This window comes from Paenalkalicoccus suaedae (genome assembly GCF_006965545.2).
In the GTDB taxonomy this organism is placed as follows: Bacteria; Bacillota; Bacilli; order Bacillales; family Salisediminibacteriaceae; genus Paenalkalicoccus; species Paenalkalicoccus suaedae.
This window is the reverse complement of sequence record NZ_CP041372.2, coordinates 2,271,957-2,296,343: the sequence shown is the minus strand read 5'-3', so window position 1 is coordinate 2,296,343 and position 24,387 is coordinate 2,271,957. Positions and strand designations below refer to the sequence as shown.

The 24,387-nt window shown below is 43.8% G+C and carries 38 protein-coding genes; 33 read left to right on the top strand and 5 right to left on the bottom strand.

Features of this window, described 5'->3' with window-relative positions:
• Positions 1-6 precede the first annotated feature (6 nt).
• The 14 genes from FLK61_RS12305 to FLK61_RS12245 are packed head-to-tail and all read left to right on the top strand — an operon-like array spanning position 7 to position 10,471.
• Complete coding sequence (locus tag FLK61_RS12305) at positions 7-396, top strand: hypothetical protein (protein WP_176009734.1); 390 nt, start codon at positions 7-9, stop codon at positions 394-396.
• Positions 393-1,004: a Gp15 family bacteriophage protein gene (locus tag FLK61_RS12300; RefSeq protein ID WP_176009690.1), complete on the top strand. Its 612-nt coding sequence runs from the start codon at positions 393-395 to the stop codon at positions 1,002-1,004. The genes FLK61_RS12305 and FLK61_RS12300 overlap by 4 nt, the downstream gene beginning before the upstream one ends.
• A 19-nt stretch (positions 1,005-1,023) precedes the next feature.
• The gene (locus FLK61_RS12295) at positions 1,024-4,101 is read left to right on the top strand and encodes a phage tail tape measure protein (RefSeq protein ID WP_176009689.1); all 3,078 of its coding nucleotides are present in this window, start codon (positions 1,024-1,026) and stop codon (positions 4,099-4,101) included.
• Complete coding sequence (locus FLK61_RS12290) at positions 4,102-4,956, top strand: phage distal tail protein (protein ID WP_176009688.1); 855 nt, start codon at positions 4,102-4,104, stop codon at positions 4,954-4,956.
• Between the two features lie 12 nt (positions 4,957-4,968).
• The gene (locus FLK61_RS12285) at positions 4,969-6,117 is read left to right on the top strand and encodes a hypothetical protein (protein WP_176009687.1); all 1,149 of its coding nucleotides are present in this window, start codon (positions 4,969-4,971) and stop codon (positions 6,115-6,117) included.
• On the top strand, positions 6,107-6,592 hold the full coding sequence (locus FLK61_RS12280; protein ID WP_176008307.1) for a hypothetical protein: 486 nt from the start codon (positions 6,107-6,109) through the stop codon (positions 6,590-6,592). The genes FLK61_RS12285 and FLK61_RS12280 overlap by 11 nt, the downstream gene beginning before the upstream one ends.
• Positions 6,593-6,604: 12 nt before the next feature.
• Positions 6,605-6,934: a hypothetical protein gene (locus FLK61_RS12275; RefSeq protein WP_176008308.1), complete on the top strand. Its 330-nt coding sequence runs from the start codon at positions 6,605-6,607 to the stop codon at positions 6,932-6,934.
• Between the two features lie 10 nt (positions 6,935-6,944).
• The gene (locus FLK61_RS12270; RefSeq protein WP_176008309.1) at positions 6,945-7,100 is read left to right on the top strand and encodes a hypothetical protein; all 156 of its coding nucleotides are present in this window, start codon (positions 6,945-6,947) and stop codon (positions 7,098-7,100) included.
• 41 nt (positions 7,101-7,141) lie between these two features.
• Positions 7,142-7,273, top strand: a complete 132-nt coding sequence (locus FLK61_RS20230) for a hypothetical protein (protein WP_283811847.1) — start codon at positions 7,142-7,144, stop codon at positions 7,271-7,273.
• 55 nt (positions 7,274-7,328) lie between these two features.
• Positions 7,329-7,937, top strand: a complete 609-nt coding sequence (locus FLK61_RS20225; protein ID WP_176009733.1) for a collagen-like protein — start codon at positions 7,329-7,331, stop codon at positions 7,935-7,937.
• 5 nt (positions 7,938-7,942) lie between these two features.
• Positions 7,943-9,097 (top strand): siphovirus ReqiPepy6 Gp37-like family protein, encoded by a 1,155-nt coding sequence (locus FLK61_RS12260; RefSeq protein WP_176009685.1) that lies wholly within the window; start codon positions 7,943-7,945, stop codon positions 9,095-9,097.
• Between the two features lie 56 nt (positions 9,098-9,153).
• Positions 9,154-9,585, top strand: coding sequence for a hypothetical protein (locus FLK61_RS12255; RefSeq protein WP_176009732.1), 432 nt, complete (start codon positions 9,154-9,156; stop codon positions 9,583-9,585).
• Between the two features lies 1 nt (position 9,586).
• Positions 9,587-9,820 (top strand): phage holin, encoded by a 234-nt coding sequence (locus FLK61_RS12250; protein ID WP_176009683.1) that lies wholly within the window; start codon positions 9,587-9,589, stop codon positions 9,818-9,820.
• Positions 9,821-10,471, top strand: coding sequence for a peptidoglycan recognition protein family protein (locus tag FLK61_RS12245; RefSeq protein WP_176009682.1), 651 nt, complete (start codon positions 9,821-9,823; stop codon positions 10,469-10,471). It begins immediately after the preceding gene.
• A 21-nt stretch (positions 10,472-10,492) separates the two neighbouring features.
• Here the strand turns inward: FLK61_RS12245 and FLK61_RS12240 are convergent, their stop codons facing one another.
• The 5 genes from FLK61_RS12240 to FLK61_RS12220 form a co-directional block, all read right to left on the bottom strand.
• Positions 10,493-10,753 (bottom strand): hypothetical protein, encoded by a 261-nt coding sequence (locus FLK61_RS12240; RefSeq protein WP_176009681.1) that lies wholly within the window; start codon positions 10,751-10,753, stop codon positions 10,493-10,495.
• Between the two features lie 253 nt (positions 10,754-11,006).
• Positions 11,007-12,221, bottom strand: a complete 1,215-nt coding sequence (locus FLK61_RS12235) for a tyrosine-type recombinase/integrase (protein ID WP_176009731.1) — start codon at positions 12,219-12,221, stop codon at positions 11,007-11,009.
• 56 nt (positions 12,222-12,277) lie between these two features.
• Positions 12,278-12,757 carry an ImmA/IrrE family metallo-endopeptidase gene (locus FLK61_RS12230; RefSeq protein ID WP_176009730.1) on the bottom strand — a complete coding sequence of 160 codons (480 nt, stop codon included), beginning with the start codon at positions 12,755-12,757 and terminating at the stop codon, positions 12,278-12,280.
• A 70-nt stretch (positions 12,758-12,827) separates the two neighbouring features.
• Positions 12,828-13,433, bottom strand: coding sequence for a DUF4352 domain-containing protein (locus FLK61_RS12225; protein WP_176009729.1), 606 nt, complete (start codon positions 13,431-13,433; stop codon positions 12,828-12,830).
• 96 nt (positions 13,434-13,529) lie between these two features.
• On the bottom strand, positions 13,530-13,907 hold the full coding sequence (locus FLK61_RS12220; RefSeq protein WP_176009728.1) for a helix-turn-helix domain-containing protein: 378 nt from the start codon (positions 13,905-13,907) through the stop codon (positions 13,530-13,532).
• Between the two features lie 165 nt (positions 13,908-14,072).
• On the opposite strand from FLK61_RS12220, the gene FLK61_RS12215 reads away from it, so the two are divergent.
• From FLK61_RS12215 to FLK61_RS20345, 19 genes are all read left to right on the top strand, one after another.
• Complete coding sequence (locus FLK61_RS12215; RefSeq protein ID WP_249777590.1) at positions 14,073-14,309, top strand: helix-turn-helix domain-containing protein; 237 nt, start codon at positions 14,073-14,075, stop codon at positions 14,307-14,309.
• On the top strand, positions 14,309-15,082 hold the full coding sequence (locus FLK61_RS12210) for a phage antirepressor (RefSeq protein WP_176009727.1): 774 nt from the start codon (positions 14,309-14,311) through the stop codon (positions 15,080-15,082). Before FLK61_RS12215 ends, FLK61_RS12210 begins: the two co-directional genes overlap by 1 nt.
• The gene (locus FLK61_RS12205) at positions 15,083-15,289 is read left to right on the top strand and encodes a hypothetical protein (RefSeq protein ID WP_176009726.1); all 207 of its coding nucleotides are present in this window, start codon (positions 15,083-15,085) and stop codon (positions 15,287-15,289) included.
• 150 nt (positions 15,290-15,439) lie between these two features.
• Complete coding sequence (locus FLK61_RS12200) at positions 15,440-15,754, top strand: hypothetical protein (RefSeq protein ID WP_176009725.1); 315 nt, start codon at positions 15,440-15,442, stop codon at positions 15,752-15,754.
• 100 nt (positions 15,755-15,854) lie between these two features.
• Entirely contained in the window at positions 15,855-16,133 is a 279-nt protein-coding gene (locus FLK61_RS12195) for a helix-turn-helix domain-containing protein (protein WP_176009724.1), read from the top strand.
• Complete coding sequence (locus FLK61_RS12190) at positions 16,121-16,288, top strand: hypothetical protein (RefSeq protein ID WP_176009723.1); 168 nt, start codon at positions 16,121-16,123, stop codon at positions 16,286-16,288. Before FLK61_RS12195 ends, FLK61_RS12190 begins: the two co-directional genes overlap by 13 nt.
• A complete protein-coding gene (locus FLK61_RS20220) occupies positions 16,285-16,407 on the top strand; it encodes a hypothetical protein (protein ID WP_283811849.1) in 123 nt (40 codons plus the stop codon). Before FLK61_RS12190 ends, FLK61_RS20220 begins: the two co-directional genes overlap by 4 nt.
• A 13-nt stretch (positions 16,408-16,420) precedes the next feature.
• A complete protein-coding gene (locus FLK61_RS12185; protein ID WP_176009722.1) occupies positions 16,421-16,588 on the top strand; it encodes a hypothetical protein in 168 nt (55 codons plus the stop codon).
• Positions 16,589-16,687: 99 nt separating this feature from the next.
• Positions 16,688-18,700, top strand: a complete 2,013-nt coding sequence (locus FLK61_RS12180; protein WP_176009721.1) for an AAA family ATPase — start codon at positions 16,688-16,690, stop codon at positions 18,698-18,700.
• 1 nt (position 18,701) lies between these two features.
• Positions 18,702-19,865: a hypothetical protein gene (locus FLK61_RS12175; RefSeq protein WP_176009720.1), complete on the top strand. Its 1,164-nt coding sequence runs from the start codon at positions 18,702-18,704 to the stop codon at positions 19,863-19,865.
• The gene (locus tag FLK61_RS12170) at positions 19,865-20,566 is read left to right on the top strand and encodes an MBL fold metallo-hydrolase (protein ID WP_176011232.1); all 702 of its coding nucleotides are present in this window, start codon (positions 19,865-19,867) and stop codon (positions 20,564-20,566) included. Before FLK61_RS12175 ends, FLK61_RS12170 begins: the two co-directional genes overlap by 1 nt.
• Positions 20,567-20,734: 168 nt before the next feature.
• Complete coding sequence (locus FLK61_RS12165) at positions 20,735-21,136, top strand: YopX family protein (RefSeq protein ID WP_176009719.1); 402 nt, start codon at positions 20,735-20,737, stop codon at positions 21,134-21,136.
• Between the two features lie 159 nt (positions 21,137-21,295).
• The gene (locus tag FLK61_RS12160; RefSeq protein WP_176009718.1) at positions 21,296-22,141 is read left to right on the top strand and encodes a DnaD domain-containing protein; all 846 of its coding nucleotides are present in this window, start codon (positions 21,296-21,298) and stop codon (positions 22,139-22,141) included.
• A complete protein-coding gene (locus FLK61_RS12155) occupies positions 22,110-22,880 on the top strand; it encodes an ATP-binding protein (protein WP_176009717.1) in 771 nt (256 codons plus the stop codon). The genes FLK61_RS12160 and FLK61_RS12155 overlap by 32 nt, the downstream gene beginning before the upstream one ends.
• 12 nt (positions 22,881-22,892) lie before the next feature.
• On the top strand, positions 22,893-23,180 hold the full coding sequence (locus tag FLK61_RS12150) for a hypothetical protein (RefSeq protein WP_176009716.1): 288 nt from the start codon (positions 22,893-22,895) through the stop codon (positions 23,178-23,180).
• Between the two features lie 16 nt (positions 23,181-23,196).
• Complete coding sequence (locus tag FLK61_RS12145) at positions 23,197-23,505, top strand: hypothetical protein (RefSeq protein WP_176009715.1); 309 nt, start codon at positions 23,197-23,199, stop codon at positions 23,503-23,505.
• Positions 23,502-23,864, top strand: coding sequence for a hypothetical protein (locus FLK61_RS12140; protein WP_176009714.1), 363 nt, complete (start codon positions 23,502-23,504; stop codon positions 23,862-23,864). Before FLK61_RS12145 ends, FLK61_RS12140 begins: the two co-directional genes overlap by 4 nt.
• A gap of 1 nt (position 23,865) precedes the next feature.
• The gene (locus FLK61_RS12135) at positions 23,866-24,108 is read left to right on the top strand and encodes a hypothetical protein (protein ID WP_217706289.1); all 243 of its coding nucleotides are present in this window, start codon (positions 23,866-23,868) and stop codon (positions 24,106-24,108) included.
• Complete coding sequence (locus tag FLK61_RS20345; RefSeq protein WP_217706288.1) at positions 24,083-24,223, top strand: hypothetical protein; 141 nt, start codon at positions 24,083-24,085, stop codon at positions 24,221-24,223. The genes FLK61_RS12135 and FLK61_RS20345 overlap by 26 nt, the downstream gene beginning before the upstream one ends.
• Positions 24,224-24,387: the final 164 nt, after the last annotated feature.

Below are 24,387 nucleotides of genomic sequence, written 5' to 3'. Positions count from 1 at the left end.
TCGGACATGGCTTTCAAAATTGACATAAAACGCGACGTGGAGAAATTTGAGATCGGTTCAAAAACATTTGAGTTAGAGCTACAGAACGAAAAGCTAGTTAAGTACAACGCAAAGATCAATGAAGTGGTATCCAAATCCGAGGAAGCACGAGGAAAAGAGGACGATCTAGAACTGGTTGACGCCCTCAGAGAAGTTGAAGAAGCTACAAAAGATTTGATCGGCATTTTCTTCGGTAATGGCGCCTATGACGAGATTTTCGAGGAAGTCAATCGATCATCTTATGTTATGTCTAAGGTCATCGAGCAGATTGTAGAGGCTGTGCAAATCATTGTGACTCGTGAGCAAGAGAAGAACCGCGAAAACAAGAAACAAGCCTACTACAAGAAGAAAAAATGAAGCCGTTTAGCTTAACACAACGTTTCGATGATGAGCTTGAGCTTGATGGTGTGACGTACAAGTTAGATCTCGCGTTTGATAACGTCCTACGTATTTTCGAGCTATTTGGCGACGAGGAATTTCACCCGATCGAGCGAATTGCCCTTGCTTGCGAACTTTTCATAGGTGAGAACCAACTGGACTTGGAGACGAAAGACAAAGTCGTCTACCACGTCTTTTTGGACTTTCTTGATATCGACATCAGGGAAAAGAGCGATCCAAACGTCAATACAGAGAAGTTTTACGACCTATACGAGGACGCAGAGCGCATCTATGCCTCATTTATCAAGGAGTACGACATCGATCTCTTTGAGCAACATGGCAAGCTCCACTTTATTAAGTTTCGCGCGTTATTGTCTATGGCCATTGATCGCGACTTTAAAGAGGTTGTCGGGATAAGGGCGCAAAAAGTACCTGCTCCAACCAAGTACAACAAAGAGGATCGAGAACACACGCTTAAGCTCAAGCGCATCTACAAGCTAAAAGGTATCGAGGATCCCGACTTGATCGAGCAGCGTGTCGAAAACGGTTGGAACAAGCTGGCTAACTTCTTCCGTCCTAGCAAATAGGTAAGGGGGTGACGACAACATGGCTGATGGGAAAATCGTCATTGACACCGAGATAGACCAGTCGGGGATAGATCAAGGTATTAACCAGGCTCAATCTAAGCTAGAAGGTTTAGGTGGCAAACTGATGGGCGCCGGCACAAAGCTTACGAAGGGGCTAACGCTACCAATCGTCGGAGCAGGTATTGCCACTGCTAAATTCGCAATCGATCAAGAGACAGCGTTTGCAAAGGTACAAACATTATTAAGTGGATCTAGCGCAGATTACGAAAAGTACAAAAATGATATACGTACCGCGTCTAGTGACATGGGCGTATCGTTTGGTGAGTATAGTGAGGCTGTTTATCAATCGATCTCGGCAGGTGTCGATCAAGGTAAAGCGATTGAGTTTACAACCACAGCTGCCAAACTTGCTAAGGGTGGATTCACACAAACGGCAACGGCGGTAGATTTACTCACAACAGCAATCAACGCTTATGGGTTAGAAAGTAAAGACGCAGATAGATTAAGCGACATGCTTATCAATACTCAAAACATGGGTAAGACAACGGTTGATGAACTATCTGCATCGATGGGTAAAGTTATCCCTATCGCAAACGCCAACAACGTATCATTCGAGCAATTAGCAACTGGTTACGCTGTATTAACAAAGAACGGTCTTGCGACAGCCGAAGCAGGAACGTATATGAGCTCCATGCTCGGAGAATTAGGGTCTGCCGGATCAAAGACAGATAAAATCTTACGTGAAAAGACGGGTAAATCCTTTGCTCAGTTACAAGAAGAGGGTATGACGGTAGCTGACGTGCTCCAGATCATCGCAGGTGAAGCAGAAGCCAATGACCTAGCATTATCAGATATGTTTGGATCAAAAGAGGCAGGTATCGCGGCTATGTCCTTGCTATCTGGTGAGGGAAAAGACTTTGCGGACATCCTAGACTCTATGGGAGAATCGGCAGGTGCAACAGACGCCGCATTTGAAACAATGAACGAAACAACCGGAGCTAAAATGGCTCGGGCTTTTGTGCGTTTGCAGAATGCGGCCGCGCAGTTCGGAGATATCTTTTTACCGATTATTGCGGCAGTTGCCGACAAAGTAGCAGAATTTGCGCTAAGAGTGGCGGAATTGTTGCCTGAGTTTCAAAACATCGTCGTTATAGCAGGTCTTGTATTAGGGGCACTTGGACCTCTACTCATACTCTTTGGATTGATGATCACAGCAGTAGGCAAGATTATCGGCGTATTCGGTAGCTTAATACCAATCTTCGCCAAGATCGGAAAAGGTTTTGCACTCATAAAAACGTTTATATTGGCTTTATTAAGTCCGATCGGGTTGATTGTTGCTGCTATCGTAGGTTTTATTGCCGTGTTTGTGTATCTGTATAAAACAAACGAAGAATTTAGAGATAAGGTTAATGCTATCTGGGAGGCTATTGTCTCCGTCATAAAAACAGCCGTCCAGGGCATTGTAGATTTTGCTATGCAGGTGTGGGGCATGTTAGTCGAGTTTTGGATCACGCACCAAGATCAGATCATGGAAGCGACTCGCAACGTTTGGGAATTTATCAAAACGTTTGTTGCTGGTGCTGTCGATGTCATAGCAGCAGTATTTAGTGCGATTTGGCCTGTTATCCAATTTATTGTGATCTCGGTATGGAATAACATTAAAGGGGCGATCGAGGGCGCCTTAACGTTTATCCAAGGTCTGATCCAAGTGTTTACCGGACTGTTTACTGGTGACTTCAGTTTGATGTGGGAAGGAATTAAGAATGTCTTTACAGGGGCGATACAGTTCTTGTGGAACGCGTTCAACTTACTCCTATATGGTCGCTTAATCAAAGCTGGTATGGCGCTATTCACTGGACTACGAAGCATTGTATCTGCCGGTTGGTCAAGTATTCAAGGTCTATTTACTGGAGCACTAAATGCAATACGAGGCGTTGTGACGAATGTCATGAACGCTATTCGTGGTGTCATTCAAAACATTATGAATGGTGTGCGTACGATCTTCACAAACATTCTTAACGTCATTCGTAACCTTGTAACTTCGGTATTCAATGGTATACGAACGACAATAACAACCGTGATGAACGCCATACGTACCGTTATATCCACAATATGGAACGGTATCATGAGCTTTTTAAACGGCATCTTTACATCAATGCGAACAAGCGTGACAAACACGTTTAGTGCTGTGCGTACTACAATCACCACGATCATGAACGCGATTAGAAGTCTTATGCAAACGGTATGGACAGCGATACAGACAGTTATCACTACCGTTTTAAATGCAATTAGAACCGTAGTTACTACAGTATTTAATACGATTCGAACGACGATCACAACCGTACTAAACACCATTCGTACCACGGTGCAAACGATCTTTAACGCGATATCAAGCACCTTTAGTAGCGTGCTCAATACGGTGTCTAACACAGTACGAACAAACTTTAATACGATGCAAAATATCGTTACTACCATCTTAAATGCGATACGTACAGTCGTGAACACGGTGCTTAATACTATCAGTAGTTTATTTACATCAGTAACAGGAGCTATCCGTAATACGGTCTCAAGCGTGTTTAATGCCTTGAGTGGTATTGTCTCGAGCGCGATGAATGGCGTGCGTAATGCGGTTAGTTCTGGATTGACAGGAGCATTGAATGTGGTTAAGAACATGGGAGAGTCATTTAGAGCCGCAGGTAGAGGACTAATTGAAATGATGGCAGCAGGTATTAAGGCTGCTGTAGGGGTAGTTACTAGCGCCATTGGTGATGTCGTCGGCAAGGTTCGAGACTTCCTTCCATTCTCTCCGGCTAAAGTTGGTCCTTTGAGCGACTTAGACAAGCTAGACTTCGCAGGACCTATCATGGACAGTATCAAAAAAGGTGAGGTATCTGTCGAGGCAGCTATGAGTAATTTGCTTACAACTGACATGATGCGCAGTCTAAATGGCACGCAAGGTATGGGTGGTAACAACGATTACTCTCGTAGCATTACGAATCAAACGACAATCAACAACAATAGCATGTCCGAGCGTGAGCTACAGCGCATCTTAAACAGACGCGATCGAGAGCTATCATTACGACTAGGAGGGTTGTAGGTGGAGACAATCACATATCGTAACAGCCAGGGCGCGGTAATTGACTTTACTGGGCCTATTTATCGTCTTATCGCCATTGACGGCTTAGGTGGTGTCGATGCAGATGTCCAAACCGAGTCAGCACCCTTTTTAGATGGATCGGTACTACTCGATGTGCTGTTGCAAGAGCGAGATATCGCATTGACGCTACGAGTTAAAGGCTCTAGCTATCGCGATATTGTTGCTAATCGCAATAGGCTAGGGGCGATCATGAACCCTAAGCTTGGGCTAGGTACATTACGAGTACAAAAAGATGATTACGTGCGCGAAATTGCGTGCGTATCATCTGCTGTGCCTATGTTTGCATCCGGTCTATCTAATCAGAATCAAAGCTTTCAATCGGCTATCGTCAATCTATTGGCACCTGATCCGTACTTTAATAGCGAAAACATCGAAGAACAGCCTGCTATCTTGCCTCTATTCGAATTTCCGTTTGAAGGTGAGGTTGAGATGGGAGAGCAACAAGAACGGCGCATCATCAACAACGATAGCGACGCACCAGCACCTGTCATGATCGAGTTTTTCGGTCCTGCCGTCAATCCGACGATCACAAACCTCACAACAGGAGAGTTTATCAGAGTCAGGCGGACGCTAGAGGAGGGTGACGAGCTTTACATCGATACGAACCCTAACACTCGTGAGGTCAGTTTAATCCTCTCAGACGGTACAAGAGAGGACGTCACAGCGTGGATTGATCTTGCAAGCACCTTTTTTAGTTTGGGGATCGGTGAAAACGACATTGAATATAGCGCAGATGATGGCATTGATATGGCTGTCGTCAACATCTTCTACAAAAAGCGCTACACCACAGCATAAAGGAGGTACAGCATGGCAGAGATATTCAAGTTTTTTAACAGTAACCCAGCAATTGATGATCGTCGCTTTGTGCAGGCGGCTGATTTTGCTAATTATTTTTCGCAAGTGCTCTCAACCGGTATTATTTCGATCGATAACGAGGCAGGCTTACGAGTAACGGCAGATGGTACAAACATGCAAACGACGGTCGATGTTGGTGGTGCTCTCATGGAGGGTTACCAATACACCAACACGACACCACTACAACTCACACACGACTTACCAGAGGCTGATACCGACCGTATTGATCGTGTTGTCCTACGTCTCGATAAATCGGCTCAGAATCGTTTTATACGAGCTTTTATTGTTAAAGGAGAGCCGTCGGCAACTCCCGAACCACCTGAATTAACACGCACTAGCTTGGTTTATGAGCTATCACTTGCGCAGGTGTACCTAACAGCTAACACATCCACTATTCCTGCTACAGACGTGACGGACGAGAGATTAGATGAGGAGCTTTGCGGTATCGTATCGTCACTTATAACTATCCCGACAAGTCAGTTTTTACAGGAATGGGAAACGTATTTTACTGGTTTGCAAGCGAGCTTAGATGGTGCTACTGATGAATACGAACAAGAAATAGAAGATGCTAGAGCTCAATTACAACAAGATCTACTAGATTTTGAACAGGAGTTTAGAGATTGGTTTGACCAACAGCAGACTGAGGGATTTGTGCTGGCTTCCGAAAAGGGACAACCAGGCGGCGTTGAAACGTACGATGATGCTATTGCGCATAAGGAAGAATTTACGCAACACGAAGGTAAGACTGTCACCGAAGCGCATGAACCTCTATTTGGCGCATACCGAGAAGAAATATCCACCGTATCAGGCACTGGAACAGTTACACTAAACGCTGATAACTCCCCTGCATATCGTTTAACGATGGCAGGCACAACAACACTCAATCTATCTACTACAAGTAGCGAGGTTGTCTCCCTATCCGTGTTTTTAGAGCAAGGGGGCACAGCCCATCCTATTACGTTTAGTTCTGCAATCAAATGGCGTGGTGGTGAGATCCCTGATGTGTCCGAGCCTAACTTTACGTATGCGCTAACGTTTATCACATACAACGGAGGCACAACGTGGCTAGGCTTCTTAGCAGGTGATTTCGATGTTAGCTGATAAATTGCGCTATGCAGGTGGAGGGATACCAAGAGAGTTGTATCTTTATGAATTATTTAATAATAACGCTCCATTCATACAAGGATTCGCAGAAGGTGCAGGAAGTCTAAGTTTTCCACTGAACGGAAGAATGCTTATTAATGCGAGAAGATTAGATATTAGCGCAACTAGAACAGCAGTTACAGAAGTAGCATTTGACTTGTCTCCATATTCTAAAGCGTATATAGATTGGGAAAATCAAACTTCTGGTGGATTAAGAACGACTGGTTTTGTCATTATGAACCAGAGAGATGTTAACCCAAGAACAACTAATTTAGCAGAAGTTTTACAAACAGGAAACTTTGCTAGAAGAACGGATGAAATTGATATATCAAGTTTTAACGGTGAGTTTTTTATAGCTGTATATGCCAGAAACACATCAGGGACAGATATTTCTTACACTACTTCGGTATTTAATCTATGGCTAGAGAAATAGGAGGTGAGCGCCTTGTACGCACATATTAAGAACGGTGAGATTGATCGATTCGCCAGTTTACCTAAAGTTTTACGGTTAGAGGACGGTCAGACGATCAGTGGATTTAACTTACTGCCACATGAAGTGCATAAATCCCACGGTTGGCTTCCTGTCGAGGAAGTCGTTGAGGAGTATGATACGGATACTCACTACGCAACGAATCCTCAAACGGAGGTACAAGAGAATAAGGTGGTACGTACGTGGGAAGTCGCGCAAATCCCTCAAGATGATCAAGAAGGAAACTATTCAGATTACCTAGTAGACATTGATTTTAGACTTTCAATGGTCGAGCTAGGACTATAAGGAGGTCACTATGTCATTAACATATAGAGGCTGTAAATCAATGATAGATAGACGCTCATACGCATCAGTGGAGGACATGCAGCAGAAGCTAGACATCTTTTTGCTTAATAGTCGTATTAGCCAAGATGAGTACAACGAGCTGACAGAGTCGCTCAACAACGCATAAGACGCCTTATGCGCAACAACTAAAACGAGGAGGACGACAAAATGAAATGGTATCTCATGCAATTACTACCACTTAAGTATCACACAATCTATGAGGAAAAGGGACAGAAACACTATGTTCAGTGGCGCATGTGGTTCGGTCGCCAGTTTGCAATTAATGATCGCGTTATCTAAATGTCGAGAGCCCTCATTTGAGGGCTCTTTTTTATTACAAAAAGGTGGGTGAGGCATGCGTAAAATCTACTTTGATCAAATGACCGGGTCAGTCATCATGACGATAAACAACAATGATAGCGTGGAGACAGACCGAGAGCGACATCCTATTTTAACCAATGCCGGTGTCGTGTTTGCTCACGGTAATGTAAATTTAATGCATATTACTCCGATGCTCAAACGAGAGCACATGCAAGAGCAAAGACGTGGTCCTAAAGGTGATAAAGGGGATAAGGGTTCACAAGGTCCGCAAGGTCCACAGGGAGAACGTGGCGATAAAGGTGAGCAGGGTCCTAGAGGAGATAGAGGTAATAAAGGAGACGCCGCCAATATTGGGCTAGATGAAGGGTATAAATTGCACTTATATGAGGCTGTAACGGACTCTAACGGGATCGTTAATGTGCCATTTGGTCAAACGTTTACCTCCATTATTAATATCCAAGCAACGCCAGTTAAAAGGTCGCCCAATTCACCTGAGATGGTGTTTGTCTCTGTCATCGAGCAATACGCCACTCGTTGTGTGCTACGAGCCTCGACAGGCATAACAGGTAGTTTATTAGGTATAACCACGACATTACGTTCGGCGGCGTCCGTTAATATCTATGTATTAGTGATAGCGAGGTGAGCACGATGCGCAAGCCAATACGAGTTATCGACCAGTCATTTTTATTTTTAGGTGACGTGGATCTATATGAGTCATTAAAGCTCACAAGGCGCTTTTATACAGCTGGTGAGTTAGAGGTAAAAATTAATCGTCACAAAAAAGGTGCGGATCTACTCAAGATGGATCGCATCGTCTTTATCCAAAACCAACTCCATAAAGCGTATCTAATCCGTAGTGTCGAGAGCGAGCTAGATCAAGCAGGTAAAATCACCGAAAACATCATTGTCCGAGCGCAGCATGTGCTTGGTTTTTTGTCGCGTGTGCTTACGTTGCCACCTACCGGGCGCTCTTACGATTATGTTAACAGTAACGCCGAGACGATTATCAAGACGTACATCGACAACAACGTGATTAACTCGCCTATTGAGGCTAATAACAATCCCATCTTACAACTAGCTCCTGACGAGGGGAGAGGTACACAGACGATCTACCAAACACGTTTTAAAAACTTGTTAGACGAGTGCGCGGACATTGCTGATTTTGGTGGAATTGGAATGAGAGCATCGGTTAATTTTGACGCTGAAAAGGTTATTTTAGACGTCGCTGAGGGTGTCGACCGCACCGCAGACCAAGATGAGGTAAAGCCTGTTATCTTTTCTCCTGATCCTACCTATCGCAGTTTAAAGGCGGCCAACTACTTTGAAAGCAACTGGAACTTTCGTAACGTTGCAATCGTTGCAGGGCAGGGTGAGGGCATTGATCGTACGATCGTCGAGGTGGACCAATCGGAAGGTGGCGAACGTTACGAGGTCTTTGTCGATGCGCGAGACGTGGAAGAAGAGGACGAGGACGGTGAGCCAATACCTGAGCAAGATATCATTGATACACTAGTCGCGCGAGGTGAGCAAGCTCTTAATGACTTACGGCAAGAGGTTTATTTTGAGGGCGAAGCATTGCGCAAAAGCTCTTTTGTCTATGAGGTCGATTACGACTTAGGTGATATTGTGACAATACAGGTTAAGGAATGGGGCATCTCGTTTAATGACCGCATTGTGGAGTGTGTCGAAACCTACTCGCAAAGTGGGTTTGATCTTGATTTAAAGTTTGGCAAGACAATCCAAACAACAGCAGAAACGATAAAAAAGCTAATCAATCGCAGTACAGTTGAGGCGAGGACGTAACTCTCCATTCGAGGGCTCTTTTACTGTTACAAATAGAGAGAATTTAGGGGGAAATCATGAGTAGCGAGGAGCAAAAGCAAATGAGAGGAGATACCGAATTAACATATAAGATGATTGATGAGATGTCGGGCATTCGGGCCGATATCAGAGAGCTCATGACTACTATGAGTCATTTTGACAAAAAAATAGACCGTGTATATGACGATATACGAGATACAAAAACACTAGCCTCCGAGGCATCCAGTCAAGCAGAGTCGGCAGAAAACCAAGCACGAAAGGCTTTGGAAAAGATAGAGGAGCAATCTGTTCATATTGAGCGATTGTACACAAGAGACCGAGAAAACAAAACTGAAATCAACGACAGGATAGACGAACAGAAAAAAGAACAAGTGATACACCGCAGATGGTTAATTGGCTTAATTGCAACAGGTGTGACAGCATTCGCAGGTTTTATCCTAACGATCATTCTAGCATTAGCAGGAGGCTAACATGAAGATAAATTGGAAAGTACGATTTAAGAACCCTTATTTTTTGGCAGCGATAGCAGGTTTAATTGCAATGATATTAGGAGACTTCGGACTATCAACAGAGGCGTACTGGCGCTATGTGGAGTACCTCAGTTATATTGCCGTGACACTTGGGGTCATAAACGATCCAGTCGTGAGGGGTATTGGCGACAGCAAACGAGCCCTTAACTACAAAGAGCCAAGGGAGGATAAATAGATGAATATCGTTGATAGAGGGTTTAAGATCGGCAACGTAGCTGCCATGACACCATCAGCCGTAAGAGGCGTCATTATACACCACTTTGGCGCTCCCTTTAGCTATACCATTGAGAACGCTCAACGTGACCATAGTGATGTGCGCCGCAACAGCGCTGGCATAAGCTCTGGTATTGGTTATAATGGTTTAGTTGATACAGATGGGACAAAGGTGCAAGGGAGAATGTTTAGGCAAGGGGCGCACGCTAGAGGATATAACGGCAATCACTTTGGTATCGCAACACCCGGCAACTTTAATAGCGCGAAGCCAAGCGATGTTGTGCTCGAGAGTATGGCAGAGTTTACAGCGTGGGTATTAAAGCAAGCTAACCTACCAGTAAACGCTACAACGGTACGAGGTCACAGGGATGTCGGTTCAACCGACTGCCCAGGTCGCAACTTTGACATGGTAGATTTTCGCAGACGAGTACAAAAATATATGGGGGTGACTAATGTGAGTGCAAAACCAAATAACGAACCATCAGCGTGGGCTAAAGCGACATGGGAAAAAGCAACGAAGGCAGGCATTGTAGACGGAAACAGACCGCAAGAGCCTGTAACTCGTCAAGAAATGGCTGCTATGTTTGATCGAGCAGGGTTATTGGACAAATAAAAAAGAGGGGCGTTATGCCCCTTACATATTCTTATTAAGCTCATTAAATTCACTATCCCATCGAGCTCGTTTCTCGTGACGATACTCTACAGGAAGACTCGCCACCTGAGCCTCATAGTCCACTTCTATCTCACCGATAGTCTCCAATGACTTAAGCACCTTAATAAGGTCGCTCTTATCCTTACCTGTAAACAGCCCAAGCTCTTTATAATTAGCCTTTCTATCCTTTTGCTGATGTAAGTGCTTGATGATTTGTAATACTTTACGCTCTGCATCCGTCATATCCATCACCTCATGACAATAAGATTATCACATAATTATCACAGAAAAAAATAAGCAGATAGATGCGAGTGTATATTATATAGAAGAAACACGTCATAAACACCTTAAAATAGGCGTAGGTGATATTGTGGATAAGTCTGTGTATATCGGCAAAGAATCGGATTAATGATGTAAGAGCAAGCAAAAACCCCTTGATACATAAGGGGTTTGGAGCTATTAGGTCGCTATCCAATCAGTAAATATCACGGAAATATCACATAATATCTGATTTCAACTGGGAAAGGGCGTCTAGATGGAGTGATCTCACTTTATCCGAGGCGTCCTTTTTCATCTTCTTCGTGACATGTGTGTATATCTTCATCGTGGTCTCCATTTTCTCGTGGCCGACCCTCTCCATGATCGTTGCGATATCCACACCTGCCTCCGTTAGCATGCTGATATGGGTGTGACGCAGGATGTGAGGAGTAGCGTGTTTTGTGATGCTGGACTTCTTGATTAGTCGTTTCATACGCAACACAAGGTTTCCTTGCAAATATGGATAGCCGTCTTCTCGGCAAAAGACAAAGTTAGCGTCGTGATAGTCGTCTGTAAAGTGCATATACTTCATCTTTTGCTTTTGCTGGTCACGCTTAAGAGTAGAGAGCAATGACATGATCTCGGACTCTACTTGTATCGTCCTTACGGATCCACTTGTTTTAGGGGTCTCTAATACATAGATCTTCATATTGTTTCGCTCGCTAAAAATGGACTTCGTCACACGGATCGTATTCGCAGTAAAGTCCACGTCACTCCACTTTAACGCACATAACTCTCCAGTTCTCAGTCCCGTAAAGGCTAGGAGGTAAAACCTCTCTAAATCAAGGTTCAAGCCATCATGTCTTACAACCTCCAAAAACTCGCTAAGCTCATCTGTTTCTAGGTAGGCCTCATCGATATCATCGTTTTCTAAATCCTCTACAGTCTTACGGATCTTGGGCATCTTTATATCATCCGTAGGCTTTTTCTTGATTAGACCATCATTCTTGGCGAACTTAAATACCATGTTTGCTGTGATGTGTACGCCTTGGATTGTATTAAGTGCATAGTCCTTTGCTAATTTGTTAATCAGCGACTGATAACTAGCATGTGAGATCGAGCCAATAGCTTGAGAGCCTATCCGTTTAAATAGGATGTTCAATTCGTCCTCTCTTATTCGTATGGTCCCACGCTTCACGCCTGTCATGGCATAATTCTTTATCCACTCATCGGCTACCTCTTTAAAAGAGATCTTGCGTCCGATCTCCGTCCGATCCTCACCAGATAGTTTTAAGGCAGCTAGTGCATCAAGTACCTTTTGTTTCGCTTTAGTTTTCCCTTTGTCACGCCTCACAACCTGGCGCCTCTTGCCTGTAACCGGATCAGGAGGACCCTCGCCAGTACACTGCCAACGTTCTTCGCCGGACTTCGTCGTTATCTTGCGAATATACATAAATATCACCTCTTTATCACATACTACCGAAATATCACATATAAATATTTTCGAAATTAGAAAGTTACCCGTGCATATTGTTGTTGCTTTTGCTTGATGAACGTGAGCTTGTCCTCGACGTAGTGATGAGGGACCACGAAATCATCCGATAACGTATTAATGATGTCACAGTCATTTAGATCATATTGGCGCATCATCGGATAGGGCATAGCTGCGTAAAATTCAAAGTGACGTGCATCCCACTCCAAGTAGTTGCGTAGTTCGGGTGCTAAGTAATTAAATCCATCTGCCGATCGTAAGAGGTGTCCTAACTCGTGCATAAACTCCATCCTGCGCTGTTTACGGTCTACCCGACTATCTAATAGGATCGCCTTAAATCTCCCGTCACGGGCAAAGTGAGACGGTCTGTCTATATGTTTAATGTAGATGCGCAACTGCTTAGCGATCCACTCTTCGTTTATATCCTGCGCTCGGTATATACCCAAACGCTTATACATTTTAAATACATAGTCCTCTCTGTGCGTATGCGTGTACATTTTACCACCCTTTCAAGAACGTATGTTCGATTAAATGGTTAAAAGAAAAGCCCTTACGTGGGCTCCTCTATTATTCTACGCCTTCGATCGTCCAGATCGCTTGGCCTGATGTAAATGGGTTCTCGAAAATAAATTCGTATGTTTCTGATGCGTTCACGTCGAATGCTACTTCTCCGCGATTATCGCGTCCTGGTCCGATCTCTCCATCGAGTGATCCAGCCGCCTCAAGCATGATCGTTGGATCGTGTGTAAAGCTCTCGTCGTCTTGTACGCTCATTTGAAGGAACGTAGAAACGTTTGCTGCTTCGTCAGTCGTGTTAGCAATCGTCATATCTAAAACAAGGAAATGATCGTTAGATGGCTCTTCGAAATCTCCGCCTTGTGATGTATATGCATCGTTTAGTGTGATTTCTAAGCCGTCAAAGTTCATTGTATCTCCGACTGTAACTGTTTCTTCAACTACTTCTTCCTCTTCTGGCTCATTTGCCGGCTCGTTAGCTGGTTCCTCTTCATTAGAAGGCTCCTCGTTCACTTCGCCGTTTGTTGCTGTTTCGTTTACGTTTTCTGCAGCATTAACTTCATTTTCTGTTTCCACCTGTGAAACGTTTGACTCTCCACAAGCTACGAGTACAGTCGCCAGTGTAATAGCGCCTAACCCAAGTGACAATTTCTTCATAGTAAAACAACCCCTTTTTATAAATTACAAGCTAATGATAGCACAAATACCCAGTTATGGGTAAACAAAATAGGAAAATGTTTGCACAAATTCCTATCAATCGTCGCCGTTCTGCATTTGTCGACGCTTGGCTACGAGAAACTCAATGTGCTTTCTCATATCTTCTACGTCTTCCTCAGTCAAAAGTTCCCAATCTTTTATGTTATAGAAGCCAATGTCTATGCCTTGGTCAGATGCTTCTCTTACTAGTAGTTCGACGTTGGACAGTTTGGGTGGGTATTCCTCGTTTAATAAATAATCCATTGTTACGTCAAATAATGAAGAGATAGCTTGCAATTTATCAAAGTCAGGCTCGCGTTGACCTGTTTCGTATTTAGCTACAGTAGAGTAACTAATCCCAAGCTTATTGCCTAAATCTTCTCTAGACATTTTCTCTCGCTTTCTTAATTGAGTAAGTCGTTTACCGAAGCTCATAAGCATTACCTCTACTTTTTATATTGTTGTTTACAAGAATTATTTTACACTATATGTCCAACTATAAAAATATTTTGGACGAAATGTATAAAAACACTTGCAATTGGACGAAACGTCTAGTAAAGTAATAATCAAATAGGACGAAACGTCCAACGGAGGTGAGAGATGATGAGAGTCAAGTTACGACGTAAGCGCATCGAAAGTGGTCATAAGAACGTGAGAAACTTTGTTAAGGGCATCGGTATCTCCGAATCTTATTACTATAAGATCGAGCAAGGTATCCGCACTCCAGATATTGAGCTAGGTAAAAAAATTGCGGACAAGCTAGACAGCACCGTTGATGATATTTTTTTTGATGACGACTTGGACGAAACGTCCAGATTAAAACAGGAGGCGATCTAATGTCTGATCTAATTACATTTCAGTTTTCAGGTATTGATTTTAAAGCTTACACAGAAAATGGTGATATTTTCTTCTTATTATCTGAGGTTTGCGAAATCTTAGAAGTAAATCACAGAGTCGTAAAGCAAAGGATTTCCGATGACGTATGTTCAACATACCCCATCATCGATCGACTAGGAAGAGAGCAGTACGTTACTACTATTAATGAAGATGGTTTGTATGATGTCATTTTGGATTCTCGCAAGCCAATAGCAAAACAATTTCGAAAGTGGATCACATCGGAAGTCATTCCTTCTATTAGAAAGCACGGAGGTTATCTAACTCCACAAACAATAGAAGATGCCTTGTTGAATCCAGATACCTTGATCAATCTTGCTACTCAGCTAAAGACAGAACGAGCAGAAAAAGAGCAGTTATTAAAGAAACAGAAGAAAGACGAACCATTTACTAACTTTGGTAAAGCAGTATCCAACACAGACGCAGCTATCAATCTAGGAGCCTACGCAAAGCTCATTTATGACAAACACGGTGTCAATATCGGTCGCAATAAGTTGATAGCGTGGATGCGAGATAAAGGATACCTCATCAAATCGGGTCGAGAGAAGAACAACGCAAAGCAACAATATATCGAACAAGGCTTATTCAAACTTTCTCCCTCACTGATTCAACGCACTCAAGGTGATTACGAAAGAATGACCACACTGATCACCGGTAAGGGACAAGTTAAGTTTCTTCCTATCTTGTTGAAAGAGTTTAAGCAGGAGGTGCGTTAAGTGAACCTCAAAGAACGCAACAAATTACTAAATCTTCTTGAAACAATCGATCATGCGCACCAGTCAGAGGAGACAGTTTACGAGTTTGAGATAGTCGATCACAAAGGCACTCGAACTGAATACGGAGATAGAGAGTATTACCTTGAGTTCATTCTCGATATCACATACGAAGCACTGCATGAATTAGTAGATGAGGAAGAGTTTTGAGTTGCCCAAGATGCAACTGGAAACCGCAAGAGTGGCACGAGAATTGCCGCATTTGTAATTATCCTTTACGGGATTTTGGGAGATACAAACACGGCTTGCTCATGATAAAAGGAGGCGCGTCAGAGCGCAAGAGAGAGGAGGTAAAGCGAGATGCAGATCGGATTAAGCGAGGATGAGATCAAGCTAATTGCTGGTGAGGTTTCCAAACAACTAGCCCCACTCATTGTAGAGGAGATTAAGCGATCAAACGGTGTGAAGCATCTTATGAGCATTCCGGAGTTTATCGAGTACGTCGATATCTCACGGGCAAAGTGTTCACAGCTTATCAATCAAGCAGGATTTTACCCAGTAACGAGGGAGTTGGGTCGCCCTAAGATTGTGATGCCACTATTTTTTCAATGGTTGGAAGAAAACGCTGATCGTCGTAAAGAGTTTTCTACGAAACATGTCTTTAAAGCAATGTAATCAACCTGGGAGGAGGTCTTAAGTAAATCTTACTACGAAAGTGGTGGCATTTCTTTTCTCTTCTCGAAAAATTTCGTTTATCGAAAGGGAGTGCATGTAGATGGAACTAGATTTTGGCAAGGTGATGAGACAAGCGAGGGAGCGTGCCGGATTTTCGCAGGAACGAATGGCACACGATATGTATACCTCAATATCCGCAGTCAGCAAGATGGAGACAGGCAAGCAACGAATCGAATTGAGCATGTTTACAAACTGGATGCGTCACACAAACGCACAGGACTTAATGATAGCCGCGATGGTAGGCATGGATGTAACAACGATCCAACCGGTACTTGAGGCACTAACACGAATTGTAGGAGGGTTTATATGCGTCTTGTAAGAGTTTACGTAGAGATTAACGGAAAGTGTGAGGAACTAGATTTGGAGATTAATAGCTCGGCAGAAATCAGACCGGCTGTTAACCAGGCAGTGTTGGACAAGATCGGCAACATCGATCATCAGGTCATTGGCTTTGAGAGGGCGGTGTATCAATGACGGATGAGCAGGAAGAAATCATCTTACACTTGCTCGATGTGGTCACAGCAAAAGGTATTGTGTGGGTAGCGATCATCATTCCCCTATATATGATGTTCAGTTTTCTTAAGACATTTTAAGGAGGTGAGACACATGACAGGTACAGAGCTGGTTGGGCTTATAGACGATGCGATAAGAGAGGCAAAGATTGCTGCTAGCAAGACGGAAAACGTTATCCAAGAATTAGAAAGACTTAAGGAGTATGCAGGTGAAGTCGAGTATCGCGAAAGCGAACTATACCAAAAAAGATCCGCCCAGTAATTACACTACTGAACGGATCAAGGGATTGTTGCCTCTAAAGATATAGTCCTCTTTAGTATAGCACAACCCGAAAAATTAAACAAGTGGAGGGTTTATCCAATGAAGAAAATCAAATTAATCACAATGAAACTACGCAACTTTAAGGGCATTAAGCTCTTTGAACTACACGCCGACGGCGACAATGCTCGTATCTTTGGTGACAATGCGACAGGGAAGACAACACTCTTTGATGCAGCTATGTGGCTCCTGCTTGATAAGGACGCCAACAACCGCGCAGACTTCCAAATCAAGACGGTCGATGCCGACGGTAATGTGATCCACGGCTTGGAGCATGAGGTACTCGCATCATTTACCGTCGACAACAAGCCTCTTACACTCCAAAAAATCTATAAGGAAAAGTGGACGAAGAAGCGCGGCGCCGCAACATCCGAATTTACTGGACACACGACAGACTATCTCGTTAATGAAGTACCAGTCAAAAAAGGAGACTATCAATCCAAAGTGGCTGAGCTTATCGATGAGGAAACATTTAAGCTCCTGACCAATCCAGCCTACTTTAACGAACACCTTAAGCGTGAGCAACGCCGTGACATCCTCCTAGAGGTGTGTGGTGACGTATCGAATGAAGACGTACTAAACAGCAATGACAAGCTAAAAAAGCTGTCAGGACGCCTAGCAGAGCACACAATCGACGAGATCAAAGCGATCGTCAAGAGCAAGAAAAAGAAGATCAACGACGAGCTTGAGGCGATCCCGGTACGTATTGACGAAATCGATCGCACCTTGCCTGACATCGCAGGTCTTAAGCGAGAAAAGATCAAGGATGATATTGACGTTGTAGATGCCAAGATCGAGGCGCTAGATGATGAGGTCACACAGGTTCGAAACGGTAACGCAATTGCAAGCTATCAAAACGAGATCACGGAGTTGAAAGGCCAACTAACAAATTTAAAGTATGAGCACGGAGACAAAGAGCGTGCTGCTACATCGGATTTAAAGAAAGAGCTTAACGACAAAAAGGACAGGCTGTCTGATCTCCAAGCGCAACATAGTCGTTTAGTTCGCGAAATGGAATCGCTCGGAAATGATCGTAATTGGTCAAATCAAGAGCTCCAAAAGCTTCGTAACAAGTTTAGTGAGATCAACTCACAAGAGTATAAAGAAGAGTTTCATCATACTGGCGAGGATACATGTCCAACATGTGCGCAAGCATTGCCGGCCGACCAAGTCAAAGAAGCTCACGAGAAGGCAAAAGAAGACTACAACAAGCGAAAGCAAGCCTTTAACGCTAGTAAGTCTCAGCAACTTGAGGACATCAATGCACGAGGCAAAAGACTAAAAGTAGATTACCAAACACTTGAGCAACGTTACAAGGATGCGGACGATGCCGCCAAAGAAGTCGAGCAAAAGATCGGCGAGGTAGCAAACGATGTTGACGAGCTAAAGGCGCAACTTAAAGACAAGGAATCAAACCTCACGCCGTTTGAAGAAACGGAAGCATACAAGGAAAAGATGACCGAAATCAACGAGACGGAATTTACGTTAAACATGAACAAAGAGAAAGCAAATGAACAGATCGTAAAGCTTAAAGAGAATCGCCAGGAGCTTATCACAAAGCGTGACGCATTACGTGAGCAACTAGATATGTTAGATCAGCATGAGCGCGCACAGGAACGCCGTGACGAGCTTGCAGACCGTGAACGAACACTAGCATCCGAATACGAAAAACTAGAGCAAGAGGTGTATCTAGCGGACGAGTTTATCAAGGCAAAGGTTGCGCTCCTAGAGGATAAGATCAACAGCAAGTTTAAGATGGCGAACTTTAAGCTCTTCGAAACGCAGATTAATGAGGGAGTCAAAGAAACGTGTGAGACAACGTACAATGGCGTCCCTTACAGCAAGGGCTTAAACAATGCAGCACGAATCAACGTGGGCCTAGACATCATCGACACACTAGCCGAGCACTACCAAGTGTCTGCACCAATCTTTGTTGATAACGCGGAGGCAGTTACAAAGCTAATCGACATCGATGCACAACTCATTAGCCTAGTCGTGTCCGAGCAAGACAAAGAGCTACGAGTAGAAACACCAATCAAACAGGAGGCGGTATAGAATGGGAGACTTTTCAACTGGATTAGCAAAGGTAAGTAGCACGTACGCACCGATGATTGAGCGTCAATTAACAAGCAATGGTGTAAATATGGACGACTACTCAAAATCATGTGTCGTCAATGCTATTGCAGCTATTAACAACGTACTTGATACCAAAGGAATCAAATGGAACGACGCTGACCTAGATCAAAACAACCTAACGGACATTCTCTTGAAAGTGTCTGCTTTAAAGCTTAATGCATCATCTGATCCACGCGAGGTGTACTTTCAAACACGTAACGTCAAAGTGAAGGTTCCAGGGCAAAAGGACGCATGGAAGAAGCAAATCGAAATGGGGATTGAGGGCGATGGCAATGATGCCATCCTCTCTCGATTCGGTCGAGATGTGAAGCAAGTAGCACAAGTATGGCTGGTTCGTGAAGGTGATGCCTTTACCTATCCAACTTATACAGGGCTTGAGTTATCTCCACCATCTTGGTCGCCTACAGGCAAGGGCAAGGTGCTACGTGTTGTTTATCCGATCATCAAGACAAACGACGTCGTGGAATACCATATCGGAGAACGCGAGGACGTCGTTCGTAACCTAATCGCTCACATTAAAAACAACCTTATGAATGAAACGTTTGGGATTGCGAAAAGTCGATTCGATGCCAGCCCTAAGCAAAAGCAGGAAATTGACGCAAAGAAAAACGAGATCATGAACAAGGTAAAGGAAATGAGCTTAGATGACGCGCTAGATAGTGAAGATATTCAGCAATATATCAGCCCGGCATGGAAGGATCCACAAAGCCGTGAGTCTATGATCATCCGTAAAATGCGAAACAACGTTGTAAAGAAAATCCCCAAAGACTTTGCTACGTCATTTGCATCTATCCAGTACGAACGAGCTACGACAGACGAGTACACGAAACAAGTACAAGAAGACATCAGCCGCAATGCTAATCAAGCGTTTATTGACATTCCTCATAGTGAAGTAGATGACGATCCTACTCCAGATCCAGAACCAGAAGTGAAACCGCAAGCAGATCCACCTAAGCAAACGGAAACGATCGACGTGGACACTGGAGAAATATTCGATGCTCCGCAAAAAGATAGCAAGCATCAAGATATATACGATGACTTCGACAAAGCGCAGAACTCCGATCAACCTGGTCTAGGATTTTAATCATGATCATCAAGACATTAGCGACAGGATCAACAGGTAACTGCTATTACATCAGTGATGGCATTACCTCCATCCTGATCGAGGCAGGCATTCCGTTTAAGAAGATACAGCGCAAGCTAGATTTTGAGACTAGCAGTCTTGCAGGCTGCTTAATCTCACACGAGCATTTAGATCACTGTAAGGCGATTGAAGACGTCGCCAAGGCAGGCATCGACATTTACCTATCCCTTGGCACCAAAGAAGCGTTAGGAGCTACTGGACACCGCCTGAAAACGATCGAAGCAAAGCAACCCTTTACCCTTGGCACACTTACGATCATGCCATTCGAGGTCGAACACGACGTATCGGAGCCACTAGGCTTCTTGATCGCATCGAAGAATGGTGACAAGCTGCTGTTTGCATCTGACACGTACTTTGTTCGATACAGATTTAAAGGCTTAACACACATCATGGTGGAGTGTAATTACTCGGAGGACATCTTAGATCGAAACATCTCAACTGGACGTACGCACAAGGCACAGAAAAAGCGCTTGCTACGCTCACACTTTAGCTTAGACAACGTGAAGGAGTTTTTACTCGCCAACGATTTATCGAAGGTACAGGAGATATGGCTCCTACACCTAAGTGACAGCAACAGCGACGAGGAACGCTTTAAACGTGAGGTGCAAGAGGTCACTGGCAAGGTGGTGTACGTACCTTGATGTACAAGATCCCCATCCCACAACCCATCATCAACATTGCATCGACAAGCGAAAACAAAAAGGCAGTCTACGAGGCGTTTGTAAAAGCGTACTTGAGACGTAATCACAGCGACATGGTACTGGTCGAGATTAAGCAAAGAAACGCTATTTGTGAGAGGAGAGAGGGCAATGAGAGAGCATAAATATCGCTTTTGGAAAGATAACACAAAAGAAATGCTAGATCTAAAACAAGTATTAAGATATTTGGTCGATATCGTGACAGTTTTTGAAGGTAAGTATGACAACTTTAAACCATTACAATACACAGGATTAAAAGACAAGAACGGCGTGGAGATTTACGAGGCAGATGTTGTAACATTCAACGACTTTGATTCATTGCGAACAGGAGGTCTAACAAGCGACTGCATTATTACAGGAAAAGTCGTATTTGCATACGGTATGTGGATCGTAAAAAGCAATGATAATGAACACGATTTGTACCAAGCTCTAATTAATGACGAGGAGTTTGAAGTCATCGGAAACATCTACGAGAATCCAGAACTACTATTACTGGAACAGTCCAATGGCTAACAACCGCAAACGAGGCAGAAAAGGCGTGCTGCTGTACAGACGTGAGGGAGATCACAAAGTTTGGCTGTATGAGCAACTTCGTAAGGACGAGCTAAACGCAAGGCGTCGGCAAGGCTGGCGAGAGGTTAAGTAAGTAACAGCAACGAGGGGATGAGCAATATGGCGAAATTTAGAAAGGTACACACCGACTTTTGGAACGATGTCCGAGTCGTAGAGGAGATGACACCCGAGGATAAATACTTCTTTCTTTATCTGCTGACGAATCCGAAAACAACGCAGATTGGTATTTATCAGATCACAAAGAAGCAAATAGCCTTTGACACTGGATATTCAATGGAGAGTGTCAATGCCCTTTTAGATCGTTTTACTCGCCACCATAATTTAGTGATTTATAACGAGGAAACGAGAGAGCTTGCTATCAAAAATTGGGGCAAATACAACCTTGATCGTGGAGGTAAGCCAGTAATCGACTGTGTGAACTCGGAATTGAAAGAGGTCAAGGACAAATCTCTCATTCCGATCATCGCAGAAAACGTAGAACGCAGAGATATCAAGGCTTTGTACGATACGTACCACGAGTCGTCCACGAGTCGTACCACGATAAGGGGACAAGAAGAAGAAAAAGAAGAAGAAAAAGAAGAAGAAAAAGAAGAAGAAAAAGAAGAAGAAAAAGAGGCAGTGTCGAGCATCGTAAATTTTTGGGATGATAACGACTTTGGATACAACAACGTACATGGAAAAAACCAGTTGTTGTCGTGGTTGGATGACTCTAGATTTAAGAATCCATCTGAAATGATTCTTGAAGCCATGAAAATAGCATGCTCGAATAACAAACGTTACTTGAAATACGTCGAGGGCATCCTCAAGAACTGGAACAACGAATCCTTGCTAACTCTCGAAGAGGTCAAGGCGAATGACAGGAAGGGGGCACATCATGGACAGCCTAAGCCAAGTTACGCAGGATATGACTTTGATGCAGCGCAAACAGATGACCTCCCTTTCTGACGAGAGGTGTCCTAACTGTAAGAAATACATGCACTACCGCGATGACAGCGTCTTTTGCTTCTACTGCGAAGAGATAGCGCTAGAGGACAAACGACTAGAGGAAGAGGCTAAGAACATGATCCACCGTCGCAAGCTACTAGAGTCCTCACGCATGTTTGACGATGCGAGCTTGATAAACGATCGGCTTAAGGTGGCGACATTCGATAACTACCATCCCGAAGAAGACGACTTGAAGAAAGCCAAACGCCACTGTGAACGTTACGCCGAAAACTTTAGCTTTGATAACCCTGTGAATCTGCTGCTAATGGGTAGCTACGGTACTGGCAAGAGTCATCTAGCCGTATCGATCGTGAAAGAGCTCGTGGATAAACGAATTAACTCGATCTTTATATCGGTGCCAATGCTGATGACCAAGATCAAGAGTACGTTCAATCGCAACAGCGACGTCACCGAGCTTAGTATCTTACGCACGATCCAAGAGGTGGATTGTCTTGTTTTAGATGACATTGGCGCTGAGCAGACTAAGAAAGCAAAAGATGACGAGGTAACGTGGGCTGTGTCGAAGCTTTGGGAGATCATTGATGGTCGCGCAGGTAAGCATACAATTTACACGACGAACTATGATCCCGAAGGACTGGGCAAAATTTTAGGCGCTCGAAACTTTAGCAGAATGATGGAGGGCATCTATCCAATCAAGATGTACGGCAAGGACTACAGGCTTAAGGCGTTTGAAAAATAAGGAGGATTGACCTTGAAAACAGGAGTGGCAATAACCAATACAGCTATTTTTGATGAAACACAGATCAGAGAAGGAAACATCATCGAGGTTGCTGTTGTCCATAACATGTCAGGAAGCACGATGGTTACGAGCAAGTATCTCATTCTAAATGTGAATGAAAAAGAATTGCTTGTCATGGGGATTAAATCAAAACGTGGTGATACAGAGTTCGAACACAGCAAAATCAAGATTAATCAGCTTTATAACCATCAAGCTGTTTATAGGTTAAAGATTACGAGCATCCAAACAGGATTGATCTAAACGAGGAGGAATGACAATGAACTTTGCACACGACTTACGCACGGCTAGGGATACATTTCTTCAAGAACAAGCGAGAGAAGTAGTTGAACAAAAACAGATGGAACTGATATTTACAGCTAAAAAAGGTTTTACGCAACAAAAATTTACTATTTCAGAAGACCTAGAATACATGAGGTCACAAGATTTTGCCAACATCGTAGAAACGTTTTTAGATGGCGTCAAGGTGCGGTATGAAGTGAGAGAGGAAGAGATAGGCGCTTTCTTTAGGATCACTAAACCACAGCATTACCTCGTATTCGACTGGTCGGAGGAGGACAAATCATGACACTACAAGTTGGGGATTGGGCGCTAGTAGAAGGTTTAGGAATGGTACGAGTTTTAAATATATATCCATCAATAGCAGAGAAATCATTGCATGTGACTGGAGAGAAGGAAGTGTTTAAATCAACACACATTGCTAATGTGCATGCACCTAACATCGGCTGTGATGTGAATGTGGATTATGGAGACCTAAAACCAATTAAAAAAAATTCAGAATTAATACAGGTTGGAAATTTTTATCATCATCCCACAAAAGGAAAAGTAAAAGTGGTAAGGGTTGTTGCTGATGTAGATGTGCTTTCTGATGGCACTTTTTGGAGCGTAGACGCAGACAGTTTGAAGCCAATTGAGGAGGGCGAGTAACATGAATCAAAACATCGAGCTAATTGCAAAGGTATGTCACAGCGTCAACAAGGCATATTGCGAGAGTATCAACGACTTTTCACAGGTGGATTGGGAGGATGCTCCAGAATGGCAAGTTGATTCTGCTATCAACGGTGTGAAGTATCACCTAGAAAACGACGTAACGCCCGAGCAGTCACATGAGAGTTGGTTAAAGCAGAAAACTAGAAGAGGGTTGGGTGTATGGCAAAGAGAAGGACGCTGAGCTTAAAACACATCCATGCATTATGCGATATGACGAGCTGCCGAAGCGACAGCAAGCAAAAGACAAGCTATTTAAGTCAGTCGTAGATAGCTTTAAAGGTCAGCAACATGTGTAACTGCAACGGAGAAGGCAGACGCTACGAGGTTGACGGGTCGGTCATGATCGTCGCCCCTTGCCCTGACTGTCCGCCAGACGTGAGAGAGGCACGGAAACAACGGTCAAAGGCACGCATTGAGAGGTTGCTCCAGGAGGCACGAGCAAAAATGAGGAGGGAGTCAC